Here is a 26,928-nt window from a genome sequence, read left to right on the forward strand (position 1 = left end):
CGTGGATCTGCGCTTCGGTGCCGGCAAGCCCACGGACGAGGAGCGGGCGGCCGTCGACGCGCTGCTCGGCCCGCCCGAGTCCGCCTGGGAGGGCGCGGACGACCGCAACGACACGGATCTGCGCTGGGCGCGCGGCGGCCGCGAGGCACGTGAGCGGCGCGAGCTGCTGTTGCCGGGGCTGCATGCCCTCAACGACCGGGTGGGCTGGATCAGCGAGGGCGGCCTGGACTATCTCTGCCGCCGGCTGACGGTCCCTCCGGCGGAGGGCTACGGGGTGGCGACCTTCTACGCGATGTTCGCGGTGAAACCCCGTCCGGCGACCGTCGTCCACGTCTGCACGGATCTGGCGTGCGCGGCCCGGGGCTCCGCGCGGGTGTGCGCGGAGCTCGAACGGGACCTGGGCCCGGCGGGCTCGGCCGGATCCGGAGCCGTCTGGCAGCCCAGCCCGTGCCTGGGCCTGTGCGAGCGCGCCCCGGCGGCCCTGGCGATCCGGGCGGGCGAGACCCCGCAGGCCGCGGTCGTCGCCCCCGCCACGGCCGAGGCGGTGGCCGACGCGGCCTCGGCGCCGCACGACGCACCGGCCGAGCCCCCCGCGGCCGCCGCGGTCCCCCAGACCGGCGCCACGGTTCCTCAGGGCGGCGCCACGGTCCCCCAGACCGGCGCCGACGGCCCCTGCCCCCCGCCCGCCACACGGGCGGGCACCGACGACGCGGTCGTGCCCGCCCCGGGCCCCGACGCCGGGCAGCGGCCGGAGAACCCCGCGCAGAGAGAGCCGCGAGCCGACCCCTGTGCGCCGCCCGAGAGTTCCGCGCGGCGGGACACATCCGTGCCCCCGGCCGGAGGCAACCTGGTGCTGCTGCGCCGGGTCGGAGTCGTGGACCCGGGGTCGCTCGACGACTACCGCACCCACGGCGGCTACGCCGCCCTGCGGCGCGCGTTCGCGCTCGGGCCCGCCGGGGTGATCCGGGAGGTCACCGAGGCGGGGCTGGTCGGGCGGGGCGGGGCCGCGTTCCCGACCGGGCGGAAGTGGTCGGCCACCGCCCAGCAGCCCGACCATCCGCACTATCTGGTCTGCAACGCCGACGAGAGCGAACCGGGCACCTTCAAGGACCGGGTCCTGATGGAGGGCGATCCGTACGCCCTGATCGAGGCCATGACCATCGCGGGCTACGCCACCGGGGCCCACCGCGGCTATCTGTATCTGCGCGGCGAATACCCCCGTGCGCTGCGCCGGCTGCGCACCGCCATCGACCGGGCCCGGGCCCGTGGCTTCCTCGGCGAGGACGTCATGGGGCAGGGGTTCGCGTTCGACATCGAGATCCGGCGCGGCGCGGGCGCGTACATCTGCGGTGAGGAGACCGCGATCTTCAACTCGATCGAGGGGCGGCGCGGTGAACCGCGCAGCAAACCGCCGTTCCCGGTCGAGAAGGGGCTGTTCGGCAAGCCGACCGCGGTCAACAACGTGGAGACGCTGGTCAATGTGCTACCGATTCTGATCGAGGGCGCGCAGGCGTATGCCCGCACCGGTACCGGCACCTCCACCGGCACCAAGCTGTTCTGCGTCTCCGGCACGGTCGCCCGGCCCGGTGTCTACGAGCTGCCGTTCGGGGCGACACTGGGCGAGCTGCTGGAGCTCGCGGGACCGCCCGAGACCCTGCGCGCGGTGCTGCTCGGCGGCGCTGCGGGCGGTTTCGTACGCCCCGACGAGCTGGACGTCCCGCTGACCTTCGAGGGGACGCGCGCCGCGGGCACCACCCTCGGCTCGGGAGTGGTGCTGGTCCTGGACGACAGCGTCGACCTGCCCCGCATCCTGCTGCGCATCGCGGAGTTCTTCCGCGACGAGTCCTGCGGCCAGTGCGTCCCCTGCCGGGTGGGCACCGTACGGCAGGAGGAGGCGCTGCACCGGATCAAGGACCTTACGGGCGCCGCCGCGGCCGGGGACATCGCGCTGCTGCGCGAGGTCGGCCAGGCCATGCGGGACGCCTCGATCTGCGGTCTGGGCCAGACCGCCTGGAACGCCGTGGAGTCCGCCATCGACCGCCTGGGAGCCTTCAAGTGACCGCGATACCGCTGCGACCCCCGCGCCGTCTGGTCGACCTCACCCTGGACGGCGAGCCGGTCCGCGCCCCGGAGGACAGCACCCTGCTGGACGCGTGCCGCGCCGCGGGCAAGGACGTCCCGACCCTGTGTCAGGGCGACACGCTCACCCCCAAGAACGCCTGCCGGGTGTGCGTGGTGGAGGTGGAGGGCGCCCGCACCCTCGCGCCGGCCTGTTCCCGCCGGGTGGAGCAGGGCATGGAGGTGCGCACGGACACCGAGCGGGCCCGGCACAGCCGTAAGGTCGTCCTGGAACTGCTGGCCTCCTCCACCGATCTGTCGACGACCCCGCGCGCGGCCGACTGGATCGAGGAGTACGGGGCCGAGCCGGACCGCTTCGGCGCGGACGCCGCCCGGGTGGACGAGGAGCCGAAGGTCGACAACGACCTGTACGTCCGCGACTACGACAAATGCATCCTCTGCTACAAGTGCGTGGACGCCTGCGGCGACCAGTGGCAGAACACCTTCGCGATCGCGGTCGCGGGCCGCGGTTTCGACGCCCGGATCTCCACCGAGCACGACGCGCCCCTCACCGACTCCGCGTGTGTCTACTGCGGCAACTGCATCGAGGTGTGCCCGACCGGCGCGCTGAGCTTCAAGACGGAGTTCGACATGCGGGCGGCCGGGGCGTGGGACGAGTCGGCGCAGACGGAGACGACGACGGTATGCGCCTACTGTGGTGTGGGGTGCAACCTCACCCTCCATGTGCAGGACAATGAGATCGTGAAGGTCACCTCGCCGCACGACAATCCCGTCACCCACGGGAACCTGTGCATCAAGGGCCGTTTCGGGTACCAGCACGTACAGAACCACGCACAGAACCGGGACTGATCGACATGGGACGGGTCACCGAGCGACGCCGCGTCATCCGCATCCGGGACGGGGCGATCAGCACCCGGCCGGACACCCTGGTGGCGGAGGAGCCGCTGGAGATCCGGCTGAACGGCAAACCACTGGCGATCACCATGCGCACACCGGGCGACGACTTCGCCCTCGCCGCCGGGTTCCTGGTGAGCGAGGGCGTCCTCGGGCGCGCGGACGAGCTGGCGAACATCGTCTACTGCGCGGGCGCCACCGAGGAAGGCTCCAACACCTACAACGTGGTGGATGTGACGCTCGCACCGGGCGTGCCGGTCCCGGACATCACCCTGGAGCGCAACGTCTATACGACGTCCTCCTGTGGCCTGTGCGGCAAGGCCAGCCTGGACGCGGTGCGGACGACGGCGCGCTGGCCGCTGGCGGACGGGCTCGGCGACGGGGCGGCCGCCGGGGGCTCCGCCGTCCGGATCGAGCCGGAGACGCTCTCCGTGCTCCCCGACCGGCTCCGCGCGGCGCAGCGGGTCTTCGACCGGACCGGCGGGCTGCACGCGGCGGGGCTGTTCACCCCGGAAGGCGAGCTGCTGGACCTGCGGGAGGACGTGGGCCGGCACAACGCGGTGGACAAACTGGTGGGGCGGGCGCTCCAGCAGGGTCTGCTGCCGCTGTCGGGGTCGGTGCTGATGGTTTCGGGCCGCGCCTCCTTCGAGCTGGCACAGAAGGCGGTGATGGCGGGGATCCCGGTGCTGGCGGCCGTGTCGGCGCCCTCCTCGCTGGCGGTGGATCTGGCGGCGGAGACGGGGCTGACCCTGGTCGGCTTCCTCCGCGGCACCTCGATGAACGTGTACGCGGGCGAGCAGCGACTCGCTCTGCGGACAGCGGTCGGCGGGACCTGAGAAGCGGTCCGCCCGCTGCACGGGTTGGCGGGCCGGCCGGCGGGGAGCGCCCCCTGCGTCGGCCGGCCCCTACCGGGGTTTCGCGCAGGCGTCACCGGGATCTCGCGCAGGCGTCACCGGGTTTCATACGTGCGTTCCAGATCCGGGCCTTCACTCGAAAGTGTTCTTGACCGCTCGTTCTGGTTAGGTGCTACGGTGGGGTTATGGCCAGAACGAAGGAATTCGACCCGGAGGCCGCCCTGCAGTCGGCTCTCGAGCTGTTCTGGAAGCGCGGCTATGAAGCGACCTCGATGGCGGACCTCGTCGATTATCTCGGCATCGGCCGCGCCAGTATCTACGCGACCTTCGGCAGCAAGCACGAGCTGTATCTGAAGGCCATGGACCGCTATGCGGAGACGCGCGACCCGTCCCTGCTGACCGAGCTGTCCCAGCCGGGCCCGGCGCTGCCCGCGGTGCGGGCGGTGGTGCGCCGCTTCGCCGAGGAGGCCGCCTCCCCGGAGATGCGGCTGGCCGGCTGTCTGGTGACCAACACGGCGGCCGAGCTGGCCCCACACGACCCGGCGGCCGCCCGCCGGGTGGAGCTGAGCTGGGACCACGTGGAGACACCGCTGTGCTCCGCACTGATACGGGCCCAGGCCCAGGGGGAGCTCCCCGAGGACCGCGACCCCCGTGCGCTGGCGCGGATGCTGTTCGTGCTGATGCAGGGGCTGCGGGTGGTCGGCAAGGCGTCGGACGACCCGGCCCGGGTGCGGGACGCCGCGGAGCAGGCGCTGGCACTGCTGGATTGACCTCCATGGCCTGACGCCTCCGAACCCTGACCTCAGCGGCCGGGCCTGACGGCCGGGCCCGCCCCGGCCCGGGCCGGTCACACCACATCACGACCACGGGAGTGAGACAGAGCCCATTCGTATGTCCGCATATTAAAACGATCGGTCAAATATTGGGGGACAGATGACCGTCACCGACACCTCGCGCGGCACCGATACCGCCGCCACCAGTACGACGCACCATCACCACGCCTTCGCCCTGCTCGGCTCCGTCCAGATCACCCTGATCTTCACGCTCGCGGCGATCGCCGTGCCACTGCCCGAGATCGGCCGCGCCTTCGGCCTGGAGCGGGCCGATCTGATCCTGCTCAGCGCCGCCTATGGGCTCACCTTCGCCGGGCTGCTGCTCTTCGGCGCGCGCCTGTCCGACCGCTACGGCGGCCGGCGCGCCCTTACCGCCGGGCTCATCCTCTTCGCCGCCGCCTCGGCCGCCGCCCCGTTCTCCCCCGGCATCGGGACACTGCTCATGGCCCGGTTCGCCCAGGGCGCGGGGGCGGCCCTGATCGCACCCGCCGCCATGGCCGTGCTGCGGGCCGTCTTCCCCACCCCCGCGGCCTATGGCAGGGCGATGGCCACCTGGGGCGGGCTCTCGGTACTCGGCGCCACCGCGGGCAATCTGCTCTCCGGCGTCATAGCCGAGTTGCTGTCCTGGCGCTGGAGCTTCGCCGTGCCCCTTGCGGTGGCCGCGGCCGCCCTCGCCCTCGCGCCCCGGCTGCTGCCGCACACCGCGCCCAGCCGGGGCCGGACGCTCGATCTGCCGGGCGCGCTGCTCGCCACGGCCGGTATCACGCTGGCCAGTTACGGGCTCGTGGTCACCGACGCCCTGCCGTGGTCGTCGGCCGGGGTGCTGGCGCCCCTGCTCACCGGGGCCGCGCTGCTCGTCGCGTTCTGGTACGTCGAGCGCCGGGCCGGCGATCCGCTGCTGCCGCCCCGCTTCCTGCTGGACCGGCGGCGGGCCCTCGCCCTCGCGGCCATCGCGCTCAGCGCCTGTGCGACCGCGATGACCTTTGTGACCCTCTCCCTCCATCTCCAGCAGGACCGTGACTGGTCACCGTTGGCGACCTCGGCCGCCTTTGTGCCGTTCGCCATCGCCCTGCTCGCCTCGGGTCGGGCCGCCGGGCCGCTGATAGCCCGCTTCGGCCCGCGCGTCGTCACCGCCGCCGGCCTGGCCACGGCCGCGGCCGGGCTGGTCCTGCTCGCCCTCACCGGGCTCGACCCGCACACCCCGTACGCCTCCGCGCTGTTGCCGGGGCTGGTGCTGCTGCCGGCCGGCGCCGCCGCCTCCTTCGCCGGGGCCGCCGTGCTCACCACCCACGGCGTGCCGCCCGAGCGGACCGGGCTCGCGGGCGGAGTGCTGAACACGGCGATGGAGCTCGGCCCGACCGTGATCTTCGCCATCGTGCTCACCTTCGGCAGCGATGCCGTCTCCCTCGCCGCGACGGGGGTCGTGCTCGCCCTCGCCGCCGCCGTGAACCTCCGCGTCCAGCGGACCCGTCCATCCCGTCCCTCCTCGCTTCCTCAAGGAGCCACGCAGTGAACCGCTTCACCGGAAAGACCGCCCTCGTCACCGGAGCGGGCACCGGCCTCGGCCGTGCCATCGCGCTCGCCTTCGCCGCCGAAGGCGCCTCCGTGGTGGCCGCCGGGCGCACCGCGTCCACCCTGGCCGAGACGGTCCGCCTGATCGAGGCCGCCGACGGCCGGGCCGCCGCCGTGCCCGCCGATGTCACCGACTCCGGGCAGCTGCGGGAGCTGGTGCACCAGTCCGTCACCCGCTTCGGCGGACTGGACATCGCCGTCAACAACGCCGGGATCATGCGTGGCCAGGGGCCCCTCGGAGAGGTCAGCGAGGAGGACTGGGAGGCGGTGCTGCGCACCAATGTCACCGGTGTCTGGCTGGCGATGAAGCACCAGATCGCGCATATGAAGGACCACGGCGGCGGGGCGATCGTCAATGTCTCCTCCAACCTCGGCGCCCACCTCCGCGTCCCGGGTCTCGGCGCGTACAGCACCTCCAAGGCGGCGGTCGCCACACTGACCCGGGCCGCCGCGCTCGACCACGTCCACCAGGGAATCCGGATCAACGCGGTCAGCCCCGGCGCCTCCGACGCCCCCATGTCGCTGCGGCCCGGTGAGACCGAGGCCGACCGCGCCGAGCGGATGAAGGCCGAGAATCCGCTGGGGCGGATAGCGGAGGCGGGGGAGATCGCGGCGGCCGTGCTCTACCTCGCCTCACCGGCGGCGGGCTCCGTGGTCGGCACGGATCTGGTGGTGGACAGCGGCTCATCGGCCTGACGGCCCCGAGCGATCGACCGGCCCCGAGCGATCGACCAGCCCGAGCGATCGAGCGGCCGGAGCAGCCCGGCCATGGGGCTCCGGCCGCGAGGGCTCTGGCCTCGGGGCTCCGGCCATGAGGCTCCGGCCATGGGGCAGCCCCCACTCTTACCCGGGGGGCTTGCCGCATGGCCGGGGCGGCACCGCACCCGGAGGCTGGTGAGACATGAACGCACCCACGAAGCGCCCTCGTTTACGCCTCGCCGCGGCCGCCGCCGTCACCGCCGCCCTCCTCGGCGGTGCGGCCGCGGTCCCGGCCGCCGCCACCGCCTCCGCACCCGGAGCCTCCACAGCGCCGGAGGCGCCCGTAGCGCCCGCAGCGCCCGGCTCCGGCTCCCCCGACCACCGGCTCACCGAGGAGGAGTTGCGCCGCGAGGTGGCCCGGACCCTCGAGGACGCGGGTTTCATCGGCCTGACCGTGGAGGTGCGCGACGGCCACCGCCGGATCCACGCCCGCGCGGGCGAGGCGAAGCTGAACACCGGCCGCCCCATGCCGTACGGGGCGCACTACCGGGCCGCGAGCGTCACCAAGTCCTTCGTGGCCACCGTCGTCCTCCAACTGGTCGCCGAGGGGCGGCTCTCGCTGAGCGATCCGGTGGAAAAGTGGCTGCCGGGTGTGGTGAGCGGCAACGGCAACGACGGCCGCCGGATCACCGTCAGGAATCTGCTTCAGCACACCAGCGGCATCCACAACTACGCCTACAGCGACGACACCGGCGACTCGGCGGCGGACTTCGATCGGACCCGGTTCGACCATGTCTCCCCCGAGCAGGTCGTCGCCGGGGCGATGAAGCACCGGCCCGACTTCCCGCCCGCCCCGGCCGATGACCCGAAGCCCGACTGGAACTACTCCAACCCCGGCTATGTCCTCGCCGGAATGATCATCCAGAAGGTCACCGGACGCGCATGGCCCGAGGAGGTCCGCGAGCGCATCATCCGTCCGCTGGGCCTGACCGGCACCTATGAGCCCGGGGACGATCCGCGGCTGAAGGCCCCGTACGCGCATACCTACCAGCGCTTCCCCGGCTCCGGCAGCTGGACGGACACCACGCTCCGGAACGTCTCCTGGGGCGGTGCGGCCGGTGCGCTCATCAGCACCGACCGCGATCTGGACCGGTTCTTCAGCGCGCTGCTGGGCGGCCGTCTGCTGCCCCCGGCGCAACTGGCCGAGATGCGCCGGACCGTCCCCGTCGGGCCGGACTTCGAGGTGGCCTTCCCGCATGCCCAGTACGGGCTCGGGATGATGCGGCAGCCGCTGAGCTGCGGCGGCTACCGCTGGGGCCACGGCGGCGACCTCGAAGGCGCCACGGTGCGGACCGGCTTCACGGAGGGCGGGCGGCGCTCGGTGACCATCAGCTCCAGCGGCAAGACCGACGACGACGAGCAGTTGCTCCGGGCCGAGGCGGCCCTGCGGAGCCTCACCGATCGCGTCCTGTGCGATGGCGTGCGCCCGAAGCCGTAAACTCTGACATCCGTTGGAGAGTTTCGGGGCGTGAAGAGAGTTCCGGGGCGTGAGGAGGAGGACCCATGCGGATCGGCGAGCTGTCCCGCCGCACCGGGGTGAGCGAACGGCTGCTGCGCTACTACGAACAGCAGGGCCTCCTCCGGCCCGAGCGGCTGCCCAGCGGCTATCGCGCGTACCGCGCGTCCGATGTGGCGGTGGTGCGGCGTATCCGCGCACTGCTGGCGGCCGGGCTCTCGACGGCGACCATCTCCCAGGTCCTGCCCTGCCTCCGCGACGACGGTGAGCACCTCGTGCCCACCTGCCCGGATCTGCTGGGCGAACTACGGGCGGAGCGGGAGCGGATGACCGCGGCCATCGAGGAGCTCGAGCTGTCCCGATCGCTGCTGGACAGGGTCATCACGGCGGGCCAGTCGGCCATGGACTGACACCGAAGCGGGGCGCGGCCGGGGCGGCCGGGAGGTGGGGCGCGGCCCGAGAGGCGGGGCGCGGCCGGGGGCGGGCGCCGCCCTCTCGCGCCCCGCCTCACCTCAACTGGCCCAGCGTCACGAGGATATGACGCACGGTCCTTGTCCCGGACGACCACAGGACGAGACACTTTCTGCCGCAGTCATGTGTGAGACATGGGATGTCGTGATGTCCTGACGGTGTGATGCCTCCTGGCGTGATGCCCGACGGCCTTGACGTCCAGATGCCGATGCCTCCATGAGGCAGTCTGAAGGGCAGGCCGTGACCATGGCGTCAGTTCTCCGCACACGTCCCCGCACCAGACCACCCCACCCCCGTGCCAGACCGTGGCGGCGCCGCGCCTCCGTGCTCCTCACCGCCGCGGCGCTGGCCCTGATTCCGCTTCCGGTACGGGCCGCGGACACGGATTCCTCCGCGTCCGCGGCCCGCGCCGACTCCGGCTTCGAACAACAGGTCCTCTTCAAGTCTGCCCAGGAACAGGGCTACTCGTGCTTCCGGATCCCGGCGATCGTCAAAGCCAAGGACGGCTCCCTGCTCGCCTTCGCCGAGGGCCGGGTCGACAACTGCGGTGACGCCGGGGACATCGATCTGGTCCTCAAGCGCTCCACCGACGGCGGCCGCACCTGGGGCCCGCTCCAGGTGATCAACGAGGGCGGCGGCGACACCCACGGCAACCCCGCGCCCGTCGTGGACCTGCGCACCGGCCGCATCGTGCTCGCCAGCACCTACAACACCGGCCGCGACGACTCCCAGAGCTGTGACGTCCCCTGTGACCGCTCCCCGCATCTGCAGTACAGCGACGACAACGGCGCCACCTGGTCGGCCCCGCGCGATCTGAGCTCCTCGCTGATGCCGCCCCAGTGGAACTCCTGGTACGCCACCGGCCCCGTCCACGGCATCCAGCTCCAGCACGGCCGGCACAAGGGACGGCTGATCTTCACCCTCAACACCGAGAGCTACAGCGGCGGCCGCATCACCGACAACCATGCCGCGCTCGCCTACAGCGACGACGGCGGCAACCGCTGGCGCATCGGCGCGACGGACACCTACCCGCTCGCGGCGGACGGCACCTTCCGTCAGAAGCCGTCCGAGATGACGCTGGTGGAGCGCGCCGACGGCTCGGTCTACGTCAGCGGGCGGGAGCAGGACGGCACCGATCTAGGCCACCGCGACTACGCCATCAGCCAGGACGGCGGCCAGAGCTTCGCCGGGCCCTTCCGCACCATCCCCGATCTGCCCACCCCCCAGGTGCAGGGGTCGATCCTGCGGCTGCGCGACCCGGGCCGCGACGGCCACAGCCGGCTGCTCTTCTCGGCCCCCGCCGACCCCGACCGCCGCCGCACCATGATGGTGCGCTCCTCCTGGGACGAGGCCCGCACCTGGGACGGTGTCGAGCGCGGCAAGGTCGTCACCACCGACTGGTCCGGCTACTCCGACATGGTCGCGATCTCCCGCGACACGGTGGGGCTGCTGTACGAGGGCGGTGCGGTGGACGCCCGTGACGAGATCCGCTTCGCCCGCTTCACCGAGGACTGGCTGGGCCCCCGCCAGGCGCCCGCCCCCACCACCGACGACCGCGCGCCCGGCGCCCGGTCCGCGACCGTGCTCGGCGGCGCGGCGGCACGCGGCGACGGCCGCTTCGGCGGCGGGCTGTCCTTCGACGGCACGGACGACGCGGTACGTGTCCCGTACCGGACCGCGCTGCCGCTGGGCACCCGCGACTTCACCGTGAGCCTTTGGTTCCGCTACTCGGCCGCCTCCGGGCAGCATCCGTTCCTGTGGATGGGCGGGATCGGCACCAAACAGCCGCAGGTCTGGCTGCGCGGTGAGCCCGGGAGCAACCGGATCCGGGCGCTGATGACGACGGTCAACGGCTTCTCCACCTTCACCAGTGCCTCGGTGTCCACCGACGCCGCGTACAACGACGGGCAGTGGCATCACCTCGCCCTGACCCGCAGCGGCGGACGGCTCTCGCTCACCGTGGACGGCGGCACCGCCGTCACCGCCCCCGACGCCCCGGGCACCGTGAGCCGCACCGCGCCCTTCGGCCTCCACCTCGGCCAGGCCGTGGACGGCCGCTCCCATATGACCGGCGACCTCGATGAGTTCCGGCTGTACGGCCGCGCGCTGTCCGACACCGAACTGCGGCGCGTCCGCGAGTTCAACGCCCCCCTCGACGACCACCACTCCGGCGCCCTGGTCCACCTCCCCCTTGACCGCGTGCGGTCACCCCACGACTAGCGTTCATCCACGGCTAGACCACACAGAACTCATTGCCCTCCGGGTCCTGGAGCACCACCGCGTAGTACTCCATCCCCGGCTCGTCCATGATCCGCTGCACCGTGGCTCCGGCGGCCTTCAGCCGGTCCACGGTGGCGGTGACCCGCTCGGTGCGGACCGGCAGGGGCGCATCACGCCCGCCGCCCACCTTCAGATCCAGATGCAGCCGGTTCTTGGTGACCTTCGCCTCCGGAACCTGCTGGAACCACACCCTCGGCCCCTGCCCCTCCGGATCCACGATGGACTCCGGGGTCTCCCCGACCCCGGGGGGCAGCTCCTCCGCGGGCACTCCCATGTCCGCCCAGTACTCCCGCCAGGTGGCATGGCCGCCGGGCGGGGGCTCGGGCACATAGCCCAGGGCCTCGGACCAGAAGGCCACCATCCGGCGTGGCTTGGCACAGTCGATGGTCAGCTGCAGCGTCGGCGTCGTCATGTCCGAAGCGTCGCAGAGGGGTCTGACAACAGCCTCCCGAAGGGGTCTGGAAACGAGACCCGCCGCGGGTGCGTCCCGCTAGGGTGAGCGGCCGTGACCGAAGCCGACTTCCTGCACTCCACCCGGGCGTCCTACAACGCCATAGCCCTCGACTACGACAAGCAGTACCGCGACGAACTGGCGGCCCAGACGCTGGAGCGGGCGATGTTCGCCGGATTCGCCGAGCTGGTGCGGAACGCCGGGGGCGGACCGGTGGCCGATGTGGGCAGCGGACCGGGCCGGGTGACCGCGCACCTCCATGAGCTGGGGCTGTCCGTGTACGGCATCGACCTGTCACCGGCGATGGTGGAGCTGGCCCGGCGGGAGCATCCCGGGCTGCGGTTCGAGGAGGGGTCGATGCTGTCCCTGGACATCGCGGACGGCAGCCTCGCCGGCGTGGTGGCCTGGTACTCGACGATCCACATCCCGCAGGAGCGGCTGCCGGATGTGTTCGCCGAGTTCCACCGGGTGCTGGCGCCCGGTGGATACGCCCTGGTGGGCTTCCAGGTGGGCGATGAGCAGCGGGACTACACGGAGGCGTTCGGCCATGAGGTGTCGCTGAGCTTCCGCCGGTGGCAGCCGGACCGGATCGCCGAGTTGCTGGCCGGGGCCGGACTGCCGGTCCGCGCCCGGACCTTCCGGGAACCGGAGCGCTGGGAACCCACCCCGCAGGCGTTCCTCATCGCCCGCAAGCCGCCGCTGCCGCCTGCCGACGAGCGGACCACCGGCGACCAGGCCGCCGAAGGCCAGGCCCCCGAAAGCCAGGCCGCCGAAAGCTGACGTCAGACGCGGGTCAGCGCGGCGTCGTCCGCGCTGTCCGCGCTGTCCGCCCTGTCCTCGCTGTCCGTACGAGCCCGAGCGGCCTCCGCCCCCGTCTCGGCCCCCGTCACCGCCGCCTCCGGCGCCCGCGCCGCATAGCGGCGGGCCAGCACCGCGCAGACCATCAGCTGCATCTGGTGGAAGAGCATCAGCGGCAGCACCGCCAGGCTCGCCTGGGCGCCGAAGAGCACGCTCGCCATCGGCAGCCCGGCGGCCAGGCTCTTCTTCGACCCCGCGAACACGATCGTGATCCGGTCCTCGCGGACGAAGCCCAGCTTCCGCGAGCCGTACGAGGTGAGCGTGAGCATCACCGTGAGCAGGACCGCCTCGACGCCCAGGAGGATCGCCAGCCGGGCCGGGGTGACCTGGTGCCAGATGCCCCGGGTCATGCCCTCGCTGAACGCCGCGTAGACCACGAGCAGCACCGAGCCGCGGTCGACCAGGCGCAGCACCGCCCGGTGGCGGGAGATGAAGCCGCCGATCCAGCGGCGCAGCAGCTGACCGGCGAGGAAGGGCGCCAGCAGCTGGAGCCCGATCTTGACCATCGAGTCGGCCGAGAAGCCGCCGCCGCTGCCGCCCAGCAGCAGCGCGGCCAGCACCGGGGTGACGACCACGCCGAGCAGGCTGGAGAAAGAGCCCGCGCAGATCGCGGCGGCGACATTGCCCCGGGCGATCGAGGTGAAGGCGATGGAGGACTGGACCGTGGAGGGCACCAGGCACAGGAAGAGCAGCCCGGTGTAGAGAGGATGCGTCAGCACATACGGCACCAGGCCGCGAGCGGCGAGGCCGAGCGCCGGGAAGACGACGAAGGTGCACACCAGCACGGTCAGGTGGAGCCGCCAGTGGCGCACTCCGTCCAGCGCCTCACGGGTGGAGAGCCGGGCGCCGTAGAGGAAGAAGAGGAAGGCGACCGCGACCGTGGTGGCCCCGTCGGTGACGGTGGCGGCCCGGCCGCTGACCGGGAGGAGCGCGGCGAGGGCGACGGTGCCGATGAGTCCGAGGATGAAGCCGTCCAGGGGGAGCCAGGAGGGAAGGGCGATCTTGCGGAGGTGCGGGCGGTGCGGCATTCGTTCTCTTTCTCGCTCTTTCTCATCCGGCGTGGACTGGCATGGACTGGCGTGAAGTGGCATGGACTGGGGTGAAGTGGCATGGCCTGGCACGGCCTGGCGTGGACACGGACGGGGCCCCGTCCATAGTGCTCCTGATCAAGGCCATCGGGAATCCTGCATACCGCTCTGACTGCCATCGCGTTCCGTGATGGCTCTGTGGCCTCGGCATACAGTGGCCCCATGTACGACCCCGCCCAGCTCCGGACGTTTCTCGCGGTGTCCCAGACCCTGAGCTTCACCCAGGCCGCCGACCGCCTCGGGGTGCGCCAGTCCACCGTGAGCCAGCAGGTGCGCAAGCTGGAGGCGGCCGTGGGGCGGCAGCTCTTCGCCCGCGACACCCATGGGGTGGAGCTGACCGAGGACGGCGAGGCGATGCTGGGGTTCGCCCGCTCGATCCTGGAGGCGAACGAGCGGGCGGCGAGCTGGTTCCGGGGCACCCGGCTGCGCGGCCGGCTGCGCTTCGGCGCCTCGGAGGACTTCGTGGTGACCCGGCTGCCGGAGATCCTGGAGGGGTTCCGCCGCGATCACCCCGAGGTGGATCTGGAGCTCACCGTGGAGCTGTCGGGCACGCTGCACGAGCGGCTGGAGGCCGGCAAGCTGGATCTGGTGCTGGCCAAGCGGTCCGAGGAGAGGCCCGGCGGCCAGTTGGTGTGGCGGGACCGGCTGGTGTGGATCGGCGCCGAGCGGCTGCGGCTGGATCCGGACCGTCCGCTCCCCCTGATCGTCTTTCCGCCACCCGGGCTGACCCGGGCCCGCGCGCTGGACGTGCTGGAGCGACACGGCAGGTCATGGCGGATCGTCTGCACCAGCGGCAGTCTCAACGGGCTGGTGGCGGCGGCGCGCGCCGGGCTCGGGGTGATGGCACACACCCATGGCCTGATTCCGCCCGGCCTGGCGCCGGTCCCCGAACGGGCCGGGCTGCCCGACCTCGGCCCCGTGGATTTCGTACTGTTGTACGGAAAGCGGCGGCGGGACGGCGCCTCGCACGCCGCGGCGGAGCGACTCGCCGCCGCGATCCTGGCGGGGCCTGTGCCACGATCGGAGAGATTTCGTGCAGAAGACCGTTACATATGAGCCACACACACGGCGCATAGGACCAGACTCCACGCAATCCGCCCTCGTCGGCGCCTGATTGACCTCCTTTCACCTCACTGGCCGCCCGGCATTCCGTACGTTCCGGGCACAAAACACCTCTCCCGCATCGGGGCCGGATCGGGTACGGTCGCGGCGCTGTGCCCAGCGGCTTCAAGGAGCAAGGTATTGCGCGAGTTCACCGTCCCCCCGATGGCGACGGCGCCCCAGGCCGGAGGACTGGCGGATGCCGTCTTCGACCATGCGGACGCCGATCCCCACCGGGTGGCGCTGGCACGCAAGACGGCGGATGACCGCTGGCAGGACGTGACCGCGGGCCAGTTCCGGGACGAGGTGACGGCGCTCGCCAAAGGCCTGCTGGCCCAGGGCGTCCGGTTCGGCGACCGCGTCGCGATCATGTGCCCCACCCGCTACGAATGGACGCTCTTCGACTTCGCGCTGTGGACGCTCGGCGCCCAGAGCGTCCCGCTGTATCCCACCTCCTCCGCCGAGCAGGTCTGCTGGATGCTGCATGACGCGGGGGTCTCCGCCTGCGTCGTGGAGCATGAGGACCACGCCATGACGGTCGGCTCGGTGGTCGGCCGGCTGCCGCATCTGAGGCGGCTGTGGCAGCTGGACGCGGGGGCGCTGGAGGAGTTGCTGGCGGCCGGGGAGTCGGTCGAGGACGATCTGGTCGAGCGGCACCGGCTGGCCGTGACCCCCGAGCAGCCCGCGACCATCATCTACACCTCCGGCACCACCGGCCGCCCCAAGGGCTGCGTGATCACCCACGCCAATCTGATGGCCGAGTGCGACAACATCGTCGAGCGGTACGAGGAAGCCTTCCACTCCAAGCGCGGCGACGAGGCCGCCACCCTGCTCTTCCTCCCGCTCGCCCATGTCTTCGGCCGGATGGTCGAAGTCGCCGCCATCCGCGGCAAGGTCAAGCTCGGGCACCAGCCCCGGCTCTCGGCCGCCGCGCTGCTGCCCGATCTGAAGACCTTCCGGCCGACCTTCATCCTCGCGGTGCCGTACATCTTCGAGAAGGTGTTCGCGGCGGCGCGGCGCAAGGCCGAGGCGGAGGGCAAGGCCGGGGTGTTCGAGAAGGCCGTGGACGTGGCGGTGCGGTACGCGGAGGCGCTGGAGGCCAAGGCGTTCGGCACCGGCCCGGGGCCGGGCGCCGCGCTGCGCATGCAGCACCAGTTCTTCGAGAAGGCGGTGTACGGCAAGGTGCGCGCCGCGATGGGGGGCCGGGTCCGGCACGCGATGTCGGGCGGTTCCGGCATGGAGCGGCGGCTCGGGCTGTTCTTCGCGGGCGCGGGCGTCACCATCTACGAGGGCTACGGCCTCACCGAGTCCACCGCCGCGGCCACCGCCAACCCGCCCGAGCAGACCCGGTTCGGCACGGTCGGCGTGCCGATCCCCGGCACCACGGTGCATCTCGCCGACGACGGCGAGGTGTGGGTGCGCGGCGGCCAGGTCTTCGAGGGCTATCTGGGCGACCCCAAGGCGACCGACGCGGTGCTGCGCGACGGCTGGCTCGCCACCGGCGACCTGGGCACGCTGGACGAGGACGGCTATCTCACCATCACCGGGCGGAAGAAGGAGATCCTGGTGACCTCCAGCGGCAAGTCCGTCTCCCCCGGTGGCCTGGAGGAGCGGGTGCGGGCCCATCCGCTGGTCGCCCAGTGCATCGTGGTCGGCAACGACCGCCCGTATATCGCGGCGCTGGTCACCCTGGACTCCGAGGCGGTCGCGCACTGGCTGACGATGCGCGGCAAGCCGGAGCTGCCGCCGGGCGAGCTGGTCCGGGACCCCGATCTGGAGACCGAGATCCGGCGCGCGGTGGTGGCGGCGAACACCACCGTCTCGCAGGCGGAGTCGATTCGTACCTTCCGCATACTTGCCGCGCAGTTCTCCGAGGAGCATGGTCTGCTGACGCCGTCGCTGAAACTGAAGCGAAAGGCCATCGAACAGGCGTACGCCGTCGAGGTCGAGGCGCTGTACCACTCCTGAGCCGCGAAGGGGGCACGAAATGATCGATGTCATTCTCCCCGAACTTCCCGAACGCGAACTGTCCCTGTTGTCCGAGGAGACACCTCAGCCCAGCGGCCCGAGGCTGGCCGGGCGGGTGGTCCTGGGCGGGCCGGTGGCCTTACCGGTGACGGCGGAGCTCGTCGAACCGGATCCGGAGCTGCTGGACTTCCTGCGCACCGAGGCGGACAACGCCGTCTACCACCTGGTGCATCTGTCGGTGACCTGCGCCCGGGACGCGCCGGACCCCGCCCTGCACTCGGTCAATCTCGATGTCACGCTCACGGCCGAACCGGTGCGGCGGGGCACCACCGTCTTCCAGCCGGTGGCCTGGTCGATGACCCCGCGCCAGCTCACCGCGGAGGCGAAGGCCGCGGCACCGGCGCAGGCGGCCCACCTCGGCCCGCGGCTCGGTTTCCGGGAGGTGCTGCACACCGCGTACGGCGAGCGGGCCTTCCTGGAGGCACGGCGGGAGCTGCGCTCCGACCCGGGCTGGGAGATCCGGCACACCTCGGCGGTGCGCATCGGCGGGACCTACCGGCTGGCCATGGTGGTGCGGGCACCGCGCGGGGCGGTGAGCCGGGCGGCGGTCGCGGTGGGCGCGACGGTGCGCGAGGGGCACACCCTGCACCGCTTCCGCGAGGAGCTCGAGGAACCGCTGCACCTCACCGCGCTTCAGTAGGTACGGGGCGGGCACGAGCGGTACGAGCACAGGCAAGGAGCGACGGAACGGTGGACGGCCAGGACGGGGACGGACATCCGGCGCTGACGACCGAGGAGATCCGGGAGTTGGCGCGGGTCTTCCCGCCCGGCCCGTCCGCCGTGGCGCTGCTGCGCAGGGCGGGCCTGACCGCCGAGCACCTCCCGGCGGCCACCGCCACCACCGCCGGGGAGTTCTGGTCCGCGGTGGCCCGCGCGGTGGCCGCGGACCGGATCGCGGACGGCCGGCTGCGCGTGCTGGCCGCCGCCTGTGCCACCTATCCGCACAACGCGGTGTTCCGCGCCGCCTTACGGGAACCGGGCGGCGGCGGTCTGCGGCGGGTGCTGGTGACCGGCGCCGCCCCGGACTCCCAGGAGTTAGCCGCGGTCCAGCGGGCCGCGCGGGGCGTGCTGACGGTCGACCGGTGCCCCGCCGCGGCCGCCACCGATCTGCGGCGGATCCTCACCGTACGCCCGGATGTGCTGCATCTGGTCTGCCGCCGCGAGGGGCGCACGCTGGTCTTCGAGGACGGCGACGGCCAGGCGTATCGCACCCCCGCCACGCGCCTGGCCGAGCTGCTGACCGCCTATCGCCGGCTGACCGGCGCCCCGCTGCCCGGTGTGGTGCTCGGCTGCCCCGAAGGCGCGCCCCTCGCCGCGCCCTTCGCCCGGGCGGCCGAGGTGGTGGTCGCCCATCGCGGACCGCTGGACGGCGCGGCGGCCTTCGCGGGCGGGCTCTACGGCCTGCTGGGCGAGGTGCCCACGCTGGCCCAGGCGGCGCGGCGGGCGGCGGAGCGGATCGGGCGGGACGGGCGGGACGGGGGCGGGGTGGTGGTCCTGCGCGGACGGTCCTGGTGAACGGGTCCCGGTGGGAATGCCCGCAGCTTGTTGATCGTTGTACCTACGGAAGCATGCAATCCACATCCGACGTAAGGATCGACTGCCCGTGAGCAAGGTCCCGTTCATCACCCTCAACAACGGCGTCCGGATGCCGCAGCTCGGCTTCGGTGTCTGGCAGGTCCCGGACGACGAGGCGCAGATCGCGGTGCGCACCGCGCTGGACGCCGGGTACCGCAGCATCGACACCGCCGCGATATACGGCAACGAGGAGGGCACGGGGAAGGGGCTCGCCGCGTCGGGCATCGCACGCGACGAGCTGTTCGTCACCACCAAGCTCCAGAACGCCGATCAGGGCTACGACTCGACGCTGCGCGCCTTCGACGCCTCGCTGACCAGGCTGGGCCTGGAGTACGTGGACCTCTACCTGATCCACTGGCCGCTGCCCGGGGTCGACAAGTACGTGGACACCTGGAAGGCGTTCGAGAAGATCTACTCCGAGGGCCGCGCCAAGGCCATCGGCCTGTCCAACTTCCACGCCGCCCACACCCAGCGGCTGCTCTCCGAGACCTCGATCATCCCGGTGATCGACCAGATCGAGCTGCACCCCCAGCTCCAGCAGGCGGAGCTGCGCGCCTTCAACGCCCGCCATGACATCGCCACCGAGGCGTGGTCCCCGCTCGGCCAGGGCAAGGGCCTGCTGGAGGACCCGAAGCTGGCGGCGATCGCCCGGAAGCACGGGAAGTCCCCGGCCCAGGTGGTGCTGCGCTGGCATCTGGACCTCGGCAACGTGGTGATCCCCAAGTCCGTGACCCCGTCCCGGATCCAGGAGAACATCGACGTCTTCGACTTCCAGCTGGACTCCGAGGACCTGTCGGCGATCGACTCCCTGGAGACCGGCAACCGGCTGGGCTTCGACCCCGAGACCTTCAACGGCTGAACCCCGGCGCTCCGCCGTTCCACACTCCGCCCCGTCGCGTCCCCCCGCGGCGGGGCGGACCCCTGCCCACCCGCACCCCGTGTCCCCGCACCCCGCGTCGTGGCATATCCCGGGCGCATGACCCCTCATCCGGGGCTCATGCGCCCACCGAGCGAGGCACGTCCCCGGCAATTACGCTTGGCGCCCAGATGGGCACACAGCGTGACCATCTCCCGAGCCGAGGAGACCGAAGATGTCCCGCAGACGCCGTCACGGCCTTGAGCTGGCCGCCGGGTGCACCGTCGCGATAGCCGCCCTGTTCCTGGGGAGCGGCATACCCGCGGTGGCCGACCCCGGTGAACCCTCCCCCCGCCCCCGGCGGGAGGTGCCCCCCGAGATGCTGGCCTCGATGCAGCGCGATCTGGGCCTGACGGCCGATGAGGCGCGGATGCGGATATCCAATGAGTACCGGGCCGGGGCCACCGAGCCGGGCCTGCGCAAGAGTCTGGGCGGCAGCTACGGCGGCGCGTGGGTGACCGGCAACACCGCCGAACTCACCGTCGCCACCACCGACGAGGAGCAGAGCGGCACCATCACGGCCGGCGGCGCCAAGGCCGCGGTCGTCAAGCACAGTCTCAAGGCCCTCACCGACGCCAAGCAGGCCCTGGACCGCACCGCCTCGGAGCGCCCGCCGGCGGTCGATGTCGCCTCCGCGTGGTACGTCGACGTGAAGACCAACAGCGTGGTGGTGCAGTCGGCCGAGCCGAACGAGGCGGCCGCCTTCGTCGCCGCCAGCGGCGCCGACCGCGAGGTGGTACGGGTGGTGGAGTCGGCCGAGCGGCCGAGCCCGCTGTACGACCTGCGGGGCGGTGAGGCGTTCTACATCAACGACTCCGCCCGTTGCTCCATCGGCTTCCCGGTGACCCAGGGCGAGCGGAACGGCTTCGTCACCGCGGGCCACTGCGGCAGCCAGGGCGACACCACCACCGGCTTCAACCGGGTGGCCCAGGGCGGCTTCCAGGGCTCCAGCTTCCCCGGCCATGACTACGCCTGGGTGTCCACCAACGCCGACTGGGTGCCGCAGCCGTGGGTGATCGGCCCCGAGGGCACCAATGTCACCGTCACCGGCTCCCAGGAAGCGCCGGTGGGCTCGTCCGTCTGCCGCTCCGGCTCGACGACCGGCTGGCACTGCGGCACCATCCAGCAGCACGACACCAGCGTGCAGTACCCGCAGGGCACGATCAACGGGGTCACGCGCACCAACGTCTGCGCCGAACCGGGCGACTCCGGCGGCCCGTTCATCTCGGGCAGCGAGGGGCAGGGCGTCACCTCCGGCGGCTCCGGCAACTGCACCGTCGGCGGCACGACGTACTACCAGCCGGTGAACCCGATCCTGACGACCTACGGGCTCACCCTCACCACCGGCTGACGCCGGGGTGCCGAGGCCGCCGCGGCCGGACGGACCGGCGGCGGCCTCGCGCGTGCGCTCACGCCTGTTCTCGGACCCGCCCCACGCCCGTCCTCGCGCGTGTTCGGAGCACCTTGACCAATCCGCACCCCTCCGGGCGACGAATGAGGTACGACACCTCCGTGTGCGCCGCATCGTTCCCGGAAGGACGGCCTGTGAGAGAACCCGTGTACATCGGCGGACCGGCCGCGCGCGGACCGGACCTCGAGGAGTTGCTCCAGATGGTGGCCCGTGGGGACCAGAACGCGTTCGGAGCCCTCTACGACGCCGTCAGCGGGCCGGTCCTGGGGCTGACGCGCAGTCTGCTGCGCAACCCGGCGCAGGCCGAGGAGGTCACCCAGGAGGTCCTGGTCGAGGTGTGGCGGTCCGCGGCGCGGTTCGAACCGGGCCGGGGCAGCGCCATGGCCTGGATCATGACGGTGGCGCACCGGCGCGCCGTGGACCGGGTGCGCTCGGCGCAGGCCGCCTCCGACCGCGAGGAGCGCGCCGCGCTGCTGTCCCGTACCCCGGCGTTCGACGAGGTGACCGAGCAGGTGGAGGCCAGGCTGGAGCGCGAGCAGGTGCGCCGGTGCATGCGGACGCTGACCGAGCTGCAGCGGCAGTCGGTGACGCTCGCCTACTACCGGGGCCGCTCCTACCGTGAAGTGGCGGAGCTGCTGTCGCTGCCGCTCGGGACCGTGAAGACCAGACTCCGGGACGGGCTCATCCGGCTCCGGGACTGCATGGGGGTCGGCGCATGACCAGAGCGGATCTGCACACCTTGACCGGGGCGTACGCGGTGCACGCCCTGTCGGGGCGGGAGTTGACCGAGTTCGAGCGGCATCTGGCCGTCTGCGACGCCTGCCGTCAGGAGGTACGGGAGCTGCGGGAGACCGCCGGGAAGCTGGCGGTGGCCACGGCCCTGACCCCGCCCCCGACCATGAAGGACGATGTGATGCGGCGGATCGCCACGGTCCGCCAGGAGCCGCCCCGGGTGGCGGCGCGGGAGGCCCGGGAGTCCCACGCCGGCCCCCGGCGGCGCACCGGGCGGCGGGCGCTGAACGTCGCGCTGGCGGCCTGTGTGGCCGCGGCCGTCGCGTTCGGCGGGGCCGCGGTGTGGCAGTACCGGCAGGCGTCCGACGCCCGCGACTCGGCCCGCCGTTCCGAGCGGCGGGTGGCCGAGGCGCAGGAGGTGACCCAGGTGCTGGCCGCGCCCGACGCGCGCAGCCGCAGCGGCCGGATGACGGACGGCTCGACCGGCACGGTGGTGGTCTCGCGCGGGCTGAACCGGGCGGTGTTCCTGGCCTCGGGGCTGCCCGAGCCGCCCGCCGGGCGGATCTACCAGCTGTGGTTCAGCGACGGCGGCACCATGCGCCCGGCCGGTCTGGTGGACTCCTCGGGCGCGAGCGCGGCGGCGGTCCTGAGCGGTGCGGTCGGGAAGGCGTCGGCCATGGGGGTGACGGTCGAGCCCGCCGGAGGGTCGAAGGCCCCGACGACCGATCCGCTGGTCCTGCTGACGTTCCCCTCGGCGTGACCGGGCGACATCGGACGGAATTCACCGATATGCGGCGCCGCGTGGGGTAAGGGAGAGGGATGACCACGTCCCTCTCCGTCTTCACCTCCGATCTGCGGCTGTCCGACAACCCCGTGCTGCGTGGCGCGACGCGCTCCGCCGACCGCGTCGTTCCGCTGTTCGTCGTGGACCGCGGCCTGGCCGGGACGGGGTTCGCCGTCCCCAACCGGGTGGCGTTCCTCGCCGACGCCCTGGCCGATCTCGACGCGGGGCTGCGCGAACGCGGCGGGCGGCTGGTGGTCCGCCGGGGCGACGCGGTGGCGGAGATCCTGCGGGCGGCCCGGCAGGCGGACGCGGACGAGGTGCATATCGCGGGCGGGGTGAGCGGCTACGCCACCCGCCGCGAACAGCGGCTGCGCGAGGCGCTGGAGGCGGACGGGCGGCGGCTGCGGGTGCACGGCGCGGTGGTGACGGCGGTGGAGCCGGGCGAGGTGACCCCGGCCGGCAAGGACCACTTCGCGGTCTTCACCCCGTACTTCCGCGCCTGGCAGCGGGCCGGGCTGCGCAAGGCCCTCACCGCGCCGCGCACGGTGAGCGTGCCGTCCGGGCTGCGCTCGGAGCCGGTGGCGGCGGTCACCTCGCTCGCCCCGGGCAGCCCCTCCCCCGGGCTGCCCGAGGGCGGGGAGACGGCGGGCCGCCGCCGCGTCCGCTCCTGGTGGCGGTCGGGGCTCGGGAGTTACGCCGACCGCCAGGACGATCTGGCGGGCGACGCCACCTCCCGGCTCTCCCCGTATCTGCACTTCGGCTGTCTGTCCCCGGTGGAGCTGGTGCACCGGGCGCGGGAGGCGGGCGGCGCGGGCGCCGACGCCTTCGTACGGCAGCTGGCCTGGCGGGACTTCCACCATCAGGTCCTGGCCGCCCGGCCGGACGCCGCACACGCCGACTACCGCACGCGGGGCGACCGGTGGCGCCACGACGAGGCGGAGATCGCGGCCTGGAAGGCGGGGCGCACCGGCTATCCGCTGGTCGACGCCGGGATGCGGCAGCTGCGCCACGAGGGCTGGATGCACAACCGGGCGCGGCTGCTGGTGGCCAGCTTCCTCACCAAGACGCTCTACCAGGACTGGCGGATCGGCGCCCGGCACTTCCTGGATCTGCTGGTGGACGGGGATCTGGCCAACAACCAGCTGAACTGGCAGTGGGCGGCGGGCACCGGCACCGACACCCGTCCCAACCGGGTCCTCAACCCGCTGGCGCAGGCCCGGCGGTTCGACCCGGACGGCGCGTACGTGCGGCGCTGGGTGCCGGAGCTGGCCGAGGTGACCGGCTCCGGCGTCCATACGCCCTGGCGGCTGCCGAAGGCCGAGCGGGACCGGCTGGACTACCCCGGCCCCATCGTGGACCTCCAGGAGGGGCTGGCCCGCTTCCGGGACGCCCGGGGGTGACGTCGGGTCCTGACCGGCCCGTCCGTCGTCGACGCGAGCTCGGCCGGTCAGTCGTCGACGCGAGCCCGGCCGGTCAGTCGGCGCGGGCGCCGTGCTGCGGGGCGATCTCCTCGATCCTGCCCGCGAGCTCGACGTCGAGCGCGGTCACCCTGCCCCCGGCGCTGTGGGTGTTCACCGAGACGCCGACCTTGTTGTAGCCGAGGGTCAGATCGGAGTGGTGGTCGAGCTCCTCCTGGATGGTGGCGATCTCCGCCACCATCCCGGCCGCCTGCGGATGCCCCTTGAAGACATACGTCCGCGAGAGCCGGTCGTCCGCGAACGACCAGCCGGGCAACTGCTCCAGACGCGTCTGGATCTCCTGGTCGGTGAGCGGCTGGACTGCCATGACACATCCCTTCGTCGCGGGTGACCGGTCGCCCTTCCACCCTGCCATGGGCACCCCCGGCGTCGGCTACCTTCAGCTCATGACGACTGCCGCGCCGCCCCGGGTGGGCACACTGCTGCGCGAGTGGCGGGACCGCCGCCGGTTGAGCCAGCTGGAGCTGGCGCTGCGCGCCGACTCCTCCGCCCGCCACATCAGCTTCATCGAGACCGGCCGGTCGCGGCCCAGCCAGGAGATGGTGCTCCGGCTCGCCGACCATCTCGACGTCCCCGTACGCGAGCGCAACGCCCTGCTGATCGCCGCCGGTTACGCCCCGCACTATCCGGAGCGGTCGGTGGACGACCCCTCGATGAGCGCCCTGCGCGCCTCCCTGGAGCGGCTGCTGACGGGCTACGAGCCGTATCCGGCGCTCGTGGTGGACGGCACCTACGGGGTGCTGGCGGCCAACCGGGGCATCGCGGCGCTTCTGGAGGGAGTGGCGGAGCATCTGCTGAAGCCGCCGCTGAACGCCATGCGGCTCACCCTGCACCCCGAGGGTCTCGCCCCGCGCATCCGCAACCTCCGCGAATGGCGTGGCCATCTGCTGGACCAGATGGACCGGCAGCTGGCGCTGATGCGCTCCTCGCCGCTGCGCGCGCTGTACGACGAGGTGGCCGCCTATCCGCTGCCCGAGACCGGCGGCCGGGAGACGGCGTCCGCCGGTGACACCCCGCCCTTCGCCCTGCCGATGATGATCGAGCACGGCGGGCGGGTGCTGTCGTTCATCTCGACCATCGCGACCTTCAACACCCCCATGGACGTCACGGTCTCCGAGCTGGCCATCGAGACGTTCCTCCCGGCCGACCCGGAGACCGCCGCCGCCCTGGGGCGGTTCAGCCGGTCGTAGGGACCCGGTCCAGGAAGCCGAGGACGGAGCGGATCCGGCCGTCCTCGGCCAGGGTGATCACATCGGTCGCGGCGACCGGTGCCGAGCCGTCGGCCGTGGAGACCAGCTCCCAGCTGAAGCGGGCCATGTGGTGGTGGCCGTCCACGGCGCCGGTGAGCCGGAACTCATGGCCCGGGAACTGCTCCTGGGCCCCGGCGATGACGGCGGCCAGCCGCTCATGGCCCCGCGCCTCGGCCAGCGGGTCGGTGTAGTCGCCGTCCTCGGTCCAGGCGGCGGCGACGGCCTTGGCACGGGCCTCGGGGCCGGTGGCGTTCCACGCCTCGAAGTAGCGGGCGACGGCGGTTTCGTACTGCGTCATGTGGTTACTCCTCCATGAAATCCCCTGGTGGGCCCGGGTCCCGGACCGGAGGGCGCCGGCCCGGAACCCGATGGCTCAACCCTGCCGCCGTCGCGGACGGGGGTCGATTACCGCCGAGGTAATGGAGGTGGAGGGAGACCGGCCGGGGAGCTCAGGAGCGCTGGGACTCCACGAGTGCGATGGCCTCCTCCTTGGTGGCCACGGCGGGCGGCGAGCCCTCCAGCGGCTTCCGCGCCGTCTCCTTCATCACGGCGGCCGCGATGATGCCGACGACGGCGGCGAGCATCGTGTAGTAGGCGGGCATCAGATCGTCCCCGGTGCTGCTGATCAGGCCCTCGGTCACCAGCGGCGTGGTGCCGCCGAAGAGCGAGACGGAGATGTTGAAGGCGATGGAGAGCGAGCCGTAGCGGACATTCGTCGGGAAGAGCGCGGGCAGCGAGGCGGACATCACGCTCACATACGGCAGCAGACACAGCCCCAGGAGCAGCAGCCCGGCGAAGACCGGGACCACTCCGCCCTGCTTGATGAGCAGGAAGCACGGCACGGCGAGCACCAGGAAGCCCACCGACCCGGCCATCAGCACGGGCTTGCGGCCGATGCGGTCGGAGTACCGGCCGACGAAGGTGATGGCCGCCATGAGCACCAGCATCACGATGATGATCGAGACCAGGGCGCTGGTGCTGCTGTAGTGGAGGGTGTCCGACAGATAGGTCGGCATGTAGGACAGCAGCATGTAGTCGGTGATGTTGTACGCGGCGACCAGCGCGATGCACAGCGCCATCGCGCGCCACTGGGTGCGGAACACCTGCCAGAACGGCAGGCTCTCGCGCTCCCCCGCACTGGTGGCGCCCTCGTCCTCCAGCTTCTGGAAGGCGGGGGTGTCATCCAGCTTCAGCCGCAGATACAGACCGACCAGACCGATCGGCGCGGCGGCCAGGAACGGAATGCGCCAGCCCCAGGAATTCATCGAGGAGTCGGCGAGCGTCACGGTCAGGATGGTGACCAGTCCGGCCGCCGCGGTGTAGCCGATCAGCGTGCCGAACTCCAGAAAGCTGCCGAAGTAGCCACGGCGCTTGTCGGGCGCGTATTCGGCGATGAAGGTCGAGGCGCCGCCGTATTCCCCGCCGGTGGAGAATCCCTGGAGCATACGGAAGAGGATGAGCAGCGCCGGCGACCAGAAGCCGATGGCGGCATAGCCGGGGATCAGCCCGATGGCGAGCGTGCTCGACGCCATCATGATCATGGTGAAGGACAGGACCTTCTTACGGCCGATCCGGTCGCCCAGGGGCCCGAAGAACATGCCTCCCACCGGGCGGACCAGAAAGGCCACCGCGAACGTCGCGAGGGAGGAGAGCACCTGGGCCGTGCCATTACCGGACGGGAAGAAGACTTTGCCGATGGTGACCGCGAGATAGCTGTAGATCCCGAAGTCGAACCATTCCATGGCGTTTCCCAGTGCGGCGGCCTTCACCGCTTTCCGGACGGTCTTCTCTTCGGTGACCGTGATGTCGGTCCGGCGCAGGGGAGGGTTCTTGCGTCGCTGGACAGCACGCCAGAGCAGGCGGTGCCGGGAGGGCGCGGGCGCGGAGGCTTCGACATCGGTTGGGACAGGCACGAGCAACTCTTTTCAGTGGACAGGCTTGTTGCGCATACCCCGCGAAGGCCGGTGCATGCCAGGCGTGTCGCAGACCACCCGGGAACGCGGGCCGCGGCGCTCAAGGGGTGTTCGACCCCAACCCGAGCCGGGCCGGGCATCTTCA

Annotated in this window: 25 protein-coding genes; 20 read left to right on the forward strand and 5 right to left on the reverse strand. The window is 72.2% G+C overall.

The window, feature by feature from the left end; all coding sequences use genetic code 11:
• Nucleotide 1: 1 nt before the first annotated feature.
• The 9 genes from J8403_RS10750 to J8403_RS10790 all read left to right on the forward strand — a co-directional run bounded on the left by J8403_RS10750 (nucleotide 2) and on the right by J8403_RS10790 (nucleotide 11,138).
• Complete coding sequence (locus tag J8403_RS10750; RefSeq protein ID WP_211122987.1) at nucleotides 2–2,059, forward strand: NAD(P)H-dependent oxidoreductase subunit E; 2,058 nt, start codon at nucleotides 2–4, stop codon at nucleotides 2,057–2,059.
• Nucleotides 2,056–2,928 (forward strand): 2Fe-2S iron-sulfur cluster-binding protein, encoded by an 873-nt coding sequence (locus tag J8403_RS10755; RefSeq protein WP_211122988.1) that lies wholly within the window; start codon nucleotides 2,056–2,058, stop codon nucleotides 2,926–2,928. The genes J8403_RS10750 and J8403_RS10755 overlap by 4 nt, the downstream gene beginning before the upstream one ends.
• Nucleotides 2,929–2,933: 5 nt before the next feature.
• On the forward strand, nucleotides 2,934–3,809 hold the full coding sequence (fdhD, locus tag J8403_RS10760) for a formate dehydrogenase accessory sulfurtransferase FdhD (RefSeq protein WP_211122989.1): 876 nt from the start codon (nucleotides 2,934–2,936) through the stop codon (nucleotides 3,807–3,809).
• 203 nt (nucleotides 3,810–4,012) lie between these two features.
• The gene (locus J8403_RS10765; protein ID WP_211122990.1) at nucleotides 4,013–4,597 is read left to right on the forward strand and encodes a TetR/AcrR family transcriptional regulator; all 585 of its coding nucleotides are present in this window, start codon (nucleotides 4,013–4,015) and stop codon (nucleotides 4,595–4,597) included.
• Between the two features lie 163 nt (nucleotides 4,598–4,760).
• Nucleotides 4,761–6,173 carry an MFS transporter gene (locus tag J8403_RS10770; protein ID WP_211122991.1) on the forward strand — a complete coding sequence of 471 codons (1,413 nt, stop codon included), beginning with the start codon at nucleotides 4,761–4,763 and terminating at the stop codon, nucleotides 6,171–6,173.
• The gene (locus tag J8403_RS10775) at nucleotides 6,170–6,928 is read left to right on the forward strand and encodes an SDR family NAD(P)-dependent oxidoreductase (RefSeq protein ID WP_211122992.1); all 759 of its coding nucleotides are present in this window, start codon (nucleotides 6,170–6,172) and stop codon (nucleotides 6,926–6,928) included. The genes J8403_RS10770 and J8403_RS10775 overlap by 4 nt, the downstream gene beginning before the upstream one ends.
• Nucleotides 6,929–7,133: 205 nt before the next feature.
• Nucleotides 7,134–8,429: a serine hydrolase domain-containing protein gene (locus tag J8403_RS10780; RefSeq protein ID WP_211122993.1), complete on the forward strand. Its 1,296-nt coding sequence runs from the start codon at nucleotides 7,134–7,136 to the stop codon at nucleotides 8,427–8,429.
• Between the two features lie 65 nt (nucleotides 8,430–8,494).
• Nucleotides 8,495–8,857, forward strand: a complete 363-nt coding sequence (locus J8403_RS10785) for a MerR family transcriptional regulator (RefSeq protein WP_211122994.1) — start codon at nucleotides 8,495–8,497, stop codon at nucleotides 8,855–8,857.
• Nucleotides 8,858–9,164: 307 nt separating this feature from the next.
• On the forward strand, nucleotides 9,165–11,138 hold the full coding sequence (locus tag J8403_RS10790) for an exo-alpha-sialidase (RefSeq protein WP_425519774.1): 1,974 nt from the start codon (nucleotides 9,165–9,167) through the stop codon (nucleotides 11,136–11,138).
• A 13-nt stretch (nucleotides 11,139–11,151) separates the two neighbouring features.
• Here the strand turns inward: J8403_RS10790 and J8403_RS10795 are convergent, their stop codons facing one another.
• Nucleotides 11,152–11,610: a VOC family protein gene (locus J8403_RS10795; protein ID WP_211122996.1), complete on the reverse strand. Its 459-nt coding sequence runs from the start codon at nucleotides 11,608–11,610 to the stop codon at nucleotides 11,152–11,154.
• A 93-nt stretch (nucleotides 11,611–11,703) separates the two neighbouring features.
• Between J8403_RS10795 and J8403_RS10800 the strand changes: the two genes are divergently transcribed.
• The gene (locus J8403_RS10800) at nucleotides 11,704–12,429 is read left to right on the forward strand and encodes a class I SAM-dependent methyltransferase (RefSeq protein WP_211122997.1); all 726 of its coding nucleotides are present in this window, start codon (nucleotides 11,704–11,706) and stop codon (nucleotides 12,427–12,429) included.
• A gap of 2 nt (nucleotides 12,430–12,431) precedes the next feature.
• Here the strand turns inward: J8403_RS10800 and J8403_RS10805 are convergent, their stop codons facing one another.
• Nucleotides 12,432–13,535: a bile acid:sodium symporter family protein gene (locus tag J8403_RS10805; RefSeq protein WP_211122998.1), complete on the reverse strand. Its 1,104-nt coding sequence runs from the start codon at nucleotides 13,533–13,535 to the stop codon at nucleotides 12,432–12,434.
• A 222-nt stretch (nucleotides 13,536–13,757) separates the two neighbouring features.
• Here J8403_RS10805 and J8403_RS10810 point away from each other — a divergent pair, with 222 nt between their 5' ends.
• The 9 genes from J8403_RS10810 to J8403_RS10850 all read left to right on the forward strand — a co-directional run bounded on the left by J8403_RS10810 (nucleotide 13,758) and on the right by J8403_RS10850 (nucleotide 23,542).
• Nucleotides 13,758–14,651: a LysR substrate-binding domain-containing protein gene (locus J8403_RS10810; protein ID WP_211122999.1), complete on the forward strand. Its 894-nt coding sequence runs from the start codon at nucleotides 13,758–13,760 to the stop codon at nucleotides 14,649–14,651.
• Between the two features lie 186 nt (nucleotides 14,652–14,837).
• Nucleotides 14,838–16,664, forward strand: a complete 1,827-nt coding sequence (locus J8403_RS10815) for an AMP-dependent synthetase/ligase (RefSeq protein WP_211123000.1) — start codon at nucleotides 14,838–14,840, stop codon at nucleotides 16,662–16,664.
• A 19-nt stretch (nucleotides 16,665–16,683) separates the two neighbouring features.
• Nucleotides 16,684–17,364, forward strand: coding sequence for a hypothetical protein (locus tag J8403_RS10820; protein ID WP_211123001.1), 681 nt, complete (start codon nucleotides 16,684–16,686; stop codon nucleotides 17,362–17,364).
• A 50-nt stretch (nucleotides 17,365–17,414) separates the two neighbouring features.
• A complete protein-coding gene (locus J8403_RS10825; protein ID WP_211123002.1) occupies nucleotides 17,415–18,239 on the forward strand; it encodes an effector-associated domain EAD1-containing protein in 825 nt (274 codons plus the stop codon).
• Nucleotides 18,240–18,327: 88 nt separating this feature from the next.
• Nucleotides 18,328–19,158: an aldo/keto reductase gene (locus tag J8403_RS10830; RefSeq protein WP_281427913.1), complete on the forward strand. Its 831-nt coding sequence runs from the start codon at nucleotides 18,328–18,330 to the stop codon at nucleotides 19,156–19,158.
• A 232-nt stretch (nucleotides 19,159–19,390) separates the two neighbouring features.
• Nucleotides 19,391–20,566 carry a S1 family peptidase gene (locus tag J8403_RS10835; RefSeq protein WP_211123003.1) on the forward strand — a complete coding sequence of 392 codons (1,176 nt, stop codon included), beginning with the start codon at nucleotides 19,391–19,393 and terminating at the stop codon, nucleotides 20,564–20,566.
• 194 nt (nucleotides 20,567–20,760) lie between these two features.
• Entirely contained in the window at nucleotides 20,761–21,345 is a 585-nt protein-coding gene (locus tag J8403_RS10840; RefSeq protein WP_059141979.1) for a sigma-70 family RNA polymerase sigma factor, read from the forward strand.
• Nucleotides 21,342–22,118 (forward strand): anti-sigma factor, encoded by a 777-nt coding sequence (locus J8403_RS10845; protein WP_211123004.1) that lies wholly within the window; start codon nucleotides 21,342–21,344, stop codon nucleotides 22,116–22,118. The genes J8403_RS10840 and J8403_RS10845 overlap by 4 nt, the downstream gene beginning before the upstream one ends.
• Before the next feature lie 59 nt (nucleotides 22,119–22,177).
• Nucleotides 22,178–23,542 (forward strand): cryptochrome/photolyase family protein, encoded by a 1,365-nt coding sequence (locus J8403_RS10850; RefSeq protein ID WP_211123005.1) that lies wholly within the window; start codon nucleotides 22,178–22,180, stop codon nucleotides 23,540–23,542.
• Between the two features lie 73 nt (nucleotides 23,543–23,615).
• Here J8403_RS10850 and J8403_RS10855 read toward each other — a convergent pair whose 3' ends face one another.
• On the reverse strand, nucleotides 23,616–23,927 hold the full coding sequence (locus tag J8403_RS10855) for a 4a-hydroxytetrahydrobiopterin dehydratase (RefSeq protein ID WP_211123006.1): 312 nt from the start codon (nucleotides 23,925–23,927) through the stop codon (nucleotides 23,616–23,618).
• A gap of 79 nt (nucleotides 23,928–24,006) precedes the next feature.
• On the opposite strand from J8403_RS10855, the gene J8403_RS10860 reads away from it, so the two are divergent.
• Entirely contained in the window at nucleotides 24,007–24,810 is an 804-nt protein-coding gene (locus J8403_RS10860) for a helix-turn-helix domain-containing protein (protein WP_246585796.1), read from the forward strand.
• Here J8403_RS10860 and J8403_RS10865 read toward each other — a convergent pair.
• Nucleotides 24,797–25,168: a nuclear transport factor 2 family protein gene (locus J8403_RS10865; RefSeq protein ID WP_211123007.1), complete on the reverse strand. Its 372-nt coding sequence runs from the start codon at nucleotides 25,166–25,168 to the stop codon at nucleotides 24,797–24,799. The two genes, J8403_RS10860 and J8403_RS10865, sit on opposite strands and share 14 nt — an antisense overlap.
• A 151-nt stretch (nucleotides 25,169–25,319) precedes the next feature.
• Nucleotides 25,320–26,783 (reverse strand): glycine betaine/L-proline transporter ProP, encoded by a 1,464-nt coding sequence (gene proP, locus J8403_RS10870; RefSeq protein ID WP_211123008.1) that lies wholly within the window; start codon nucleotides 26,781–26,783, stop codon nucleotides 25,320–25,322.
• Between the last annotated feature and the right edge of the window lie 145 nt (nucleotides 26,784–26,928).

This window comes from Streptomyces yatensis, assembly GCF_018069625.1.
Taxonomy (GTDB): domain Bacteria; phylum Actinomycetota; class Actinomycetes; order Streptomycetales; family Streptomycetaceae; genus Streptomyces; species Streptomyces yatensis.

Coding starts and splice junctions, on each gene's coding strand:
- fdhD (WP_211122989.1), top strand. CDS start 2,934: ATGGGACGGGTCACCGAGCGACGCCGCGTCATCCGCATCCGGGACGGG.
- J8403_RS10765 (WP_211122990.1), top strand. CDS start 4,013: ATGGCCAGAACGAAGGAATTCGACCCGGAGGCCGCCCTGCAGTCGGCT.
- J8403_RS10770 (WP_211122991.1), top strand. CDS start 4,761: ATGACCGTCACCGACACCTCGCGCGGCACCGATACCGCCGCCACCAGT.
- J8403_RS10780 (WP_211122993.1), top strand. CDS start 7,134: ATGAACGCACCCACGAAGCGCCCTCGTTTACGCCTCGCCGCGGCCGCC.
- J8403_RS10785 (WP_211122994.1), top strand. CDS start 8,495: ATGCGGATCGGCGAGCTGTCCCGCCGCACCGGGGTGAGCGAACGGCTG.
- J8403_RS10790 (WP_425519774.1), top strand. CDS start 9,165: ATGGCGTCAGTTCTCCGCACACGTCCCCGCACCAGACCACCCCACCCC.
- J8403_RS10795 (WP_211122996.1), bottom strand. CDS start 11,610: ATGACGACGCCGACGCTGCAGCTGACCATCGACTGTGCCAAGCCACGC.
- J8403_RS10805 (WP_211122998.1), bottom strand. CDS start 13,535: ATGCCGCACCGCCCGCACCTCCGCAAGATCGCCCTTCCCTCCTGGCTC.
- J8403_RS10810 (WP_211122999.1), top strand. CDS start 13,758: ATGTACGACCCCGCCCAGCTCCGGACGTTTCTCGCGGTGTCCCAGACC.
- J8403_RS10820 (WP_211123001.1), top strand. CDS start 16,684: ATGATCGATGTCATTCTCCCCGAACTTCCCGAACGCGAACTGTCCCTG.
- J8403_RS10835 (WP_211123003.1), top strand. CDS start 19,391: ATGTCCCGCAGACGCCGTCACGGCCTTGAGCTGGCCGCCGGGTGCACC.
- J8403_RS10845 (WP_211123004.1), top strand. CDS start 21,342: ATGACCAGAGCGGATCTGCACACCTTGACCGGGGCGTACGCGGTGCAC.
- J8403_RS10850 (WP_211123005.1), top strand. CDS start 22,178: ATGACCACGTCCCTCTCCGTCTTCACCTCCGATCTGCGGCTGTCCGAC.
- J8403_RS10855 (WP_211123006.1), bottom strand. CDS start 23,927: ATGGCAGTCCAGCCGCTCACCGACCAGGAGATCCAGACGCGTCTGGAG.
- J8403_RS10860 (WP_246585796.1), top strand. CDS start 24,007: ATGACGACTGCCGCGCCGCCCCGGGTGGGCACACTGCTGCGCGAGTGG.
- J8403_RS10865 (WP_211123007.1), bottom strand. CDS start 25,168: ATGACGCAGTACGAAACCGCCGTCGCCCGCTACTTCGAGGCGTGGAAC.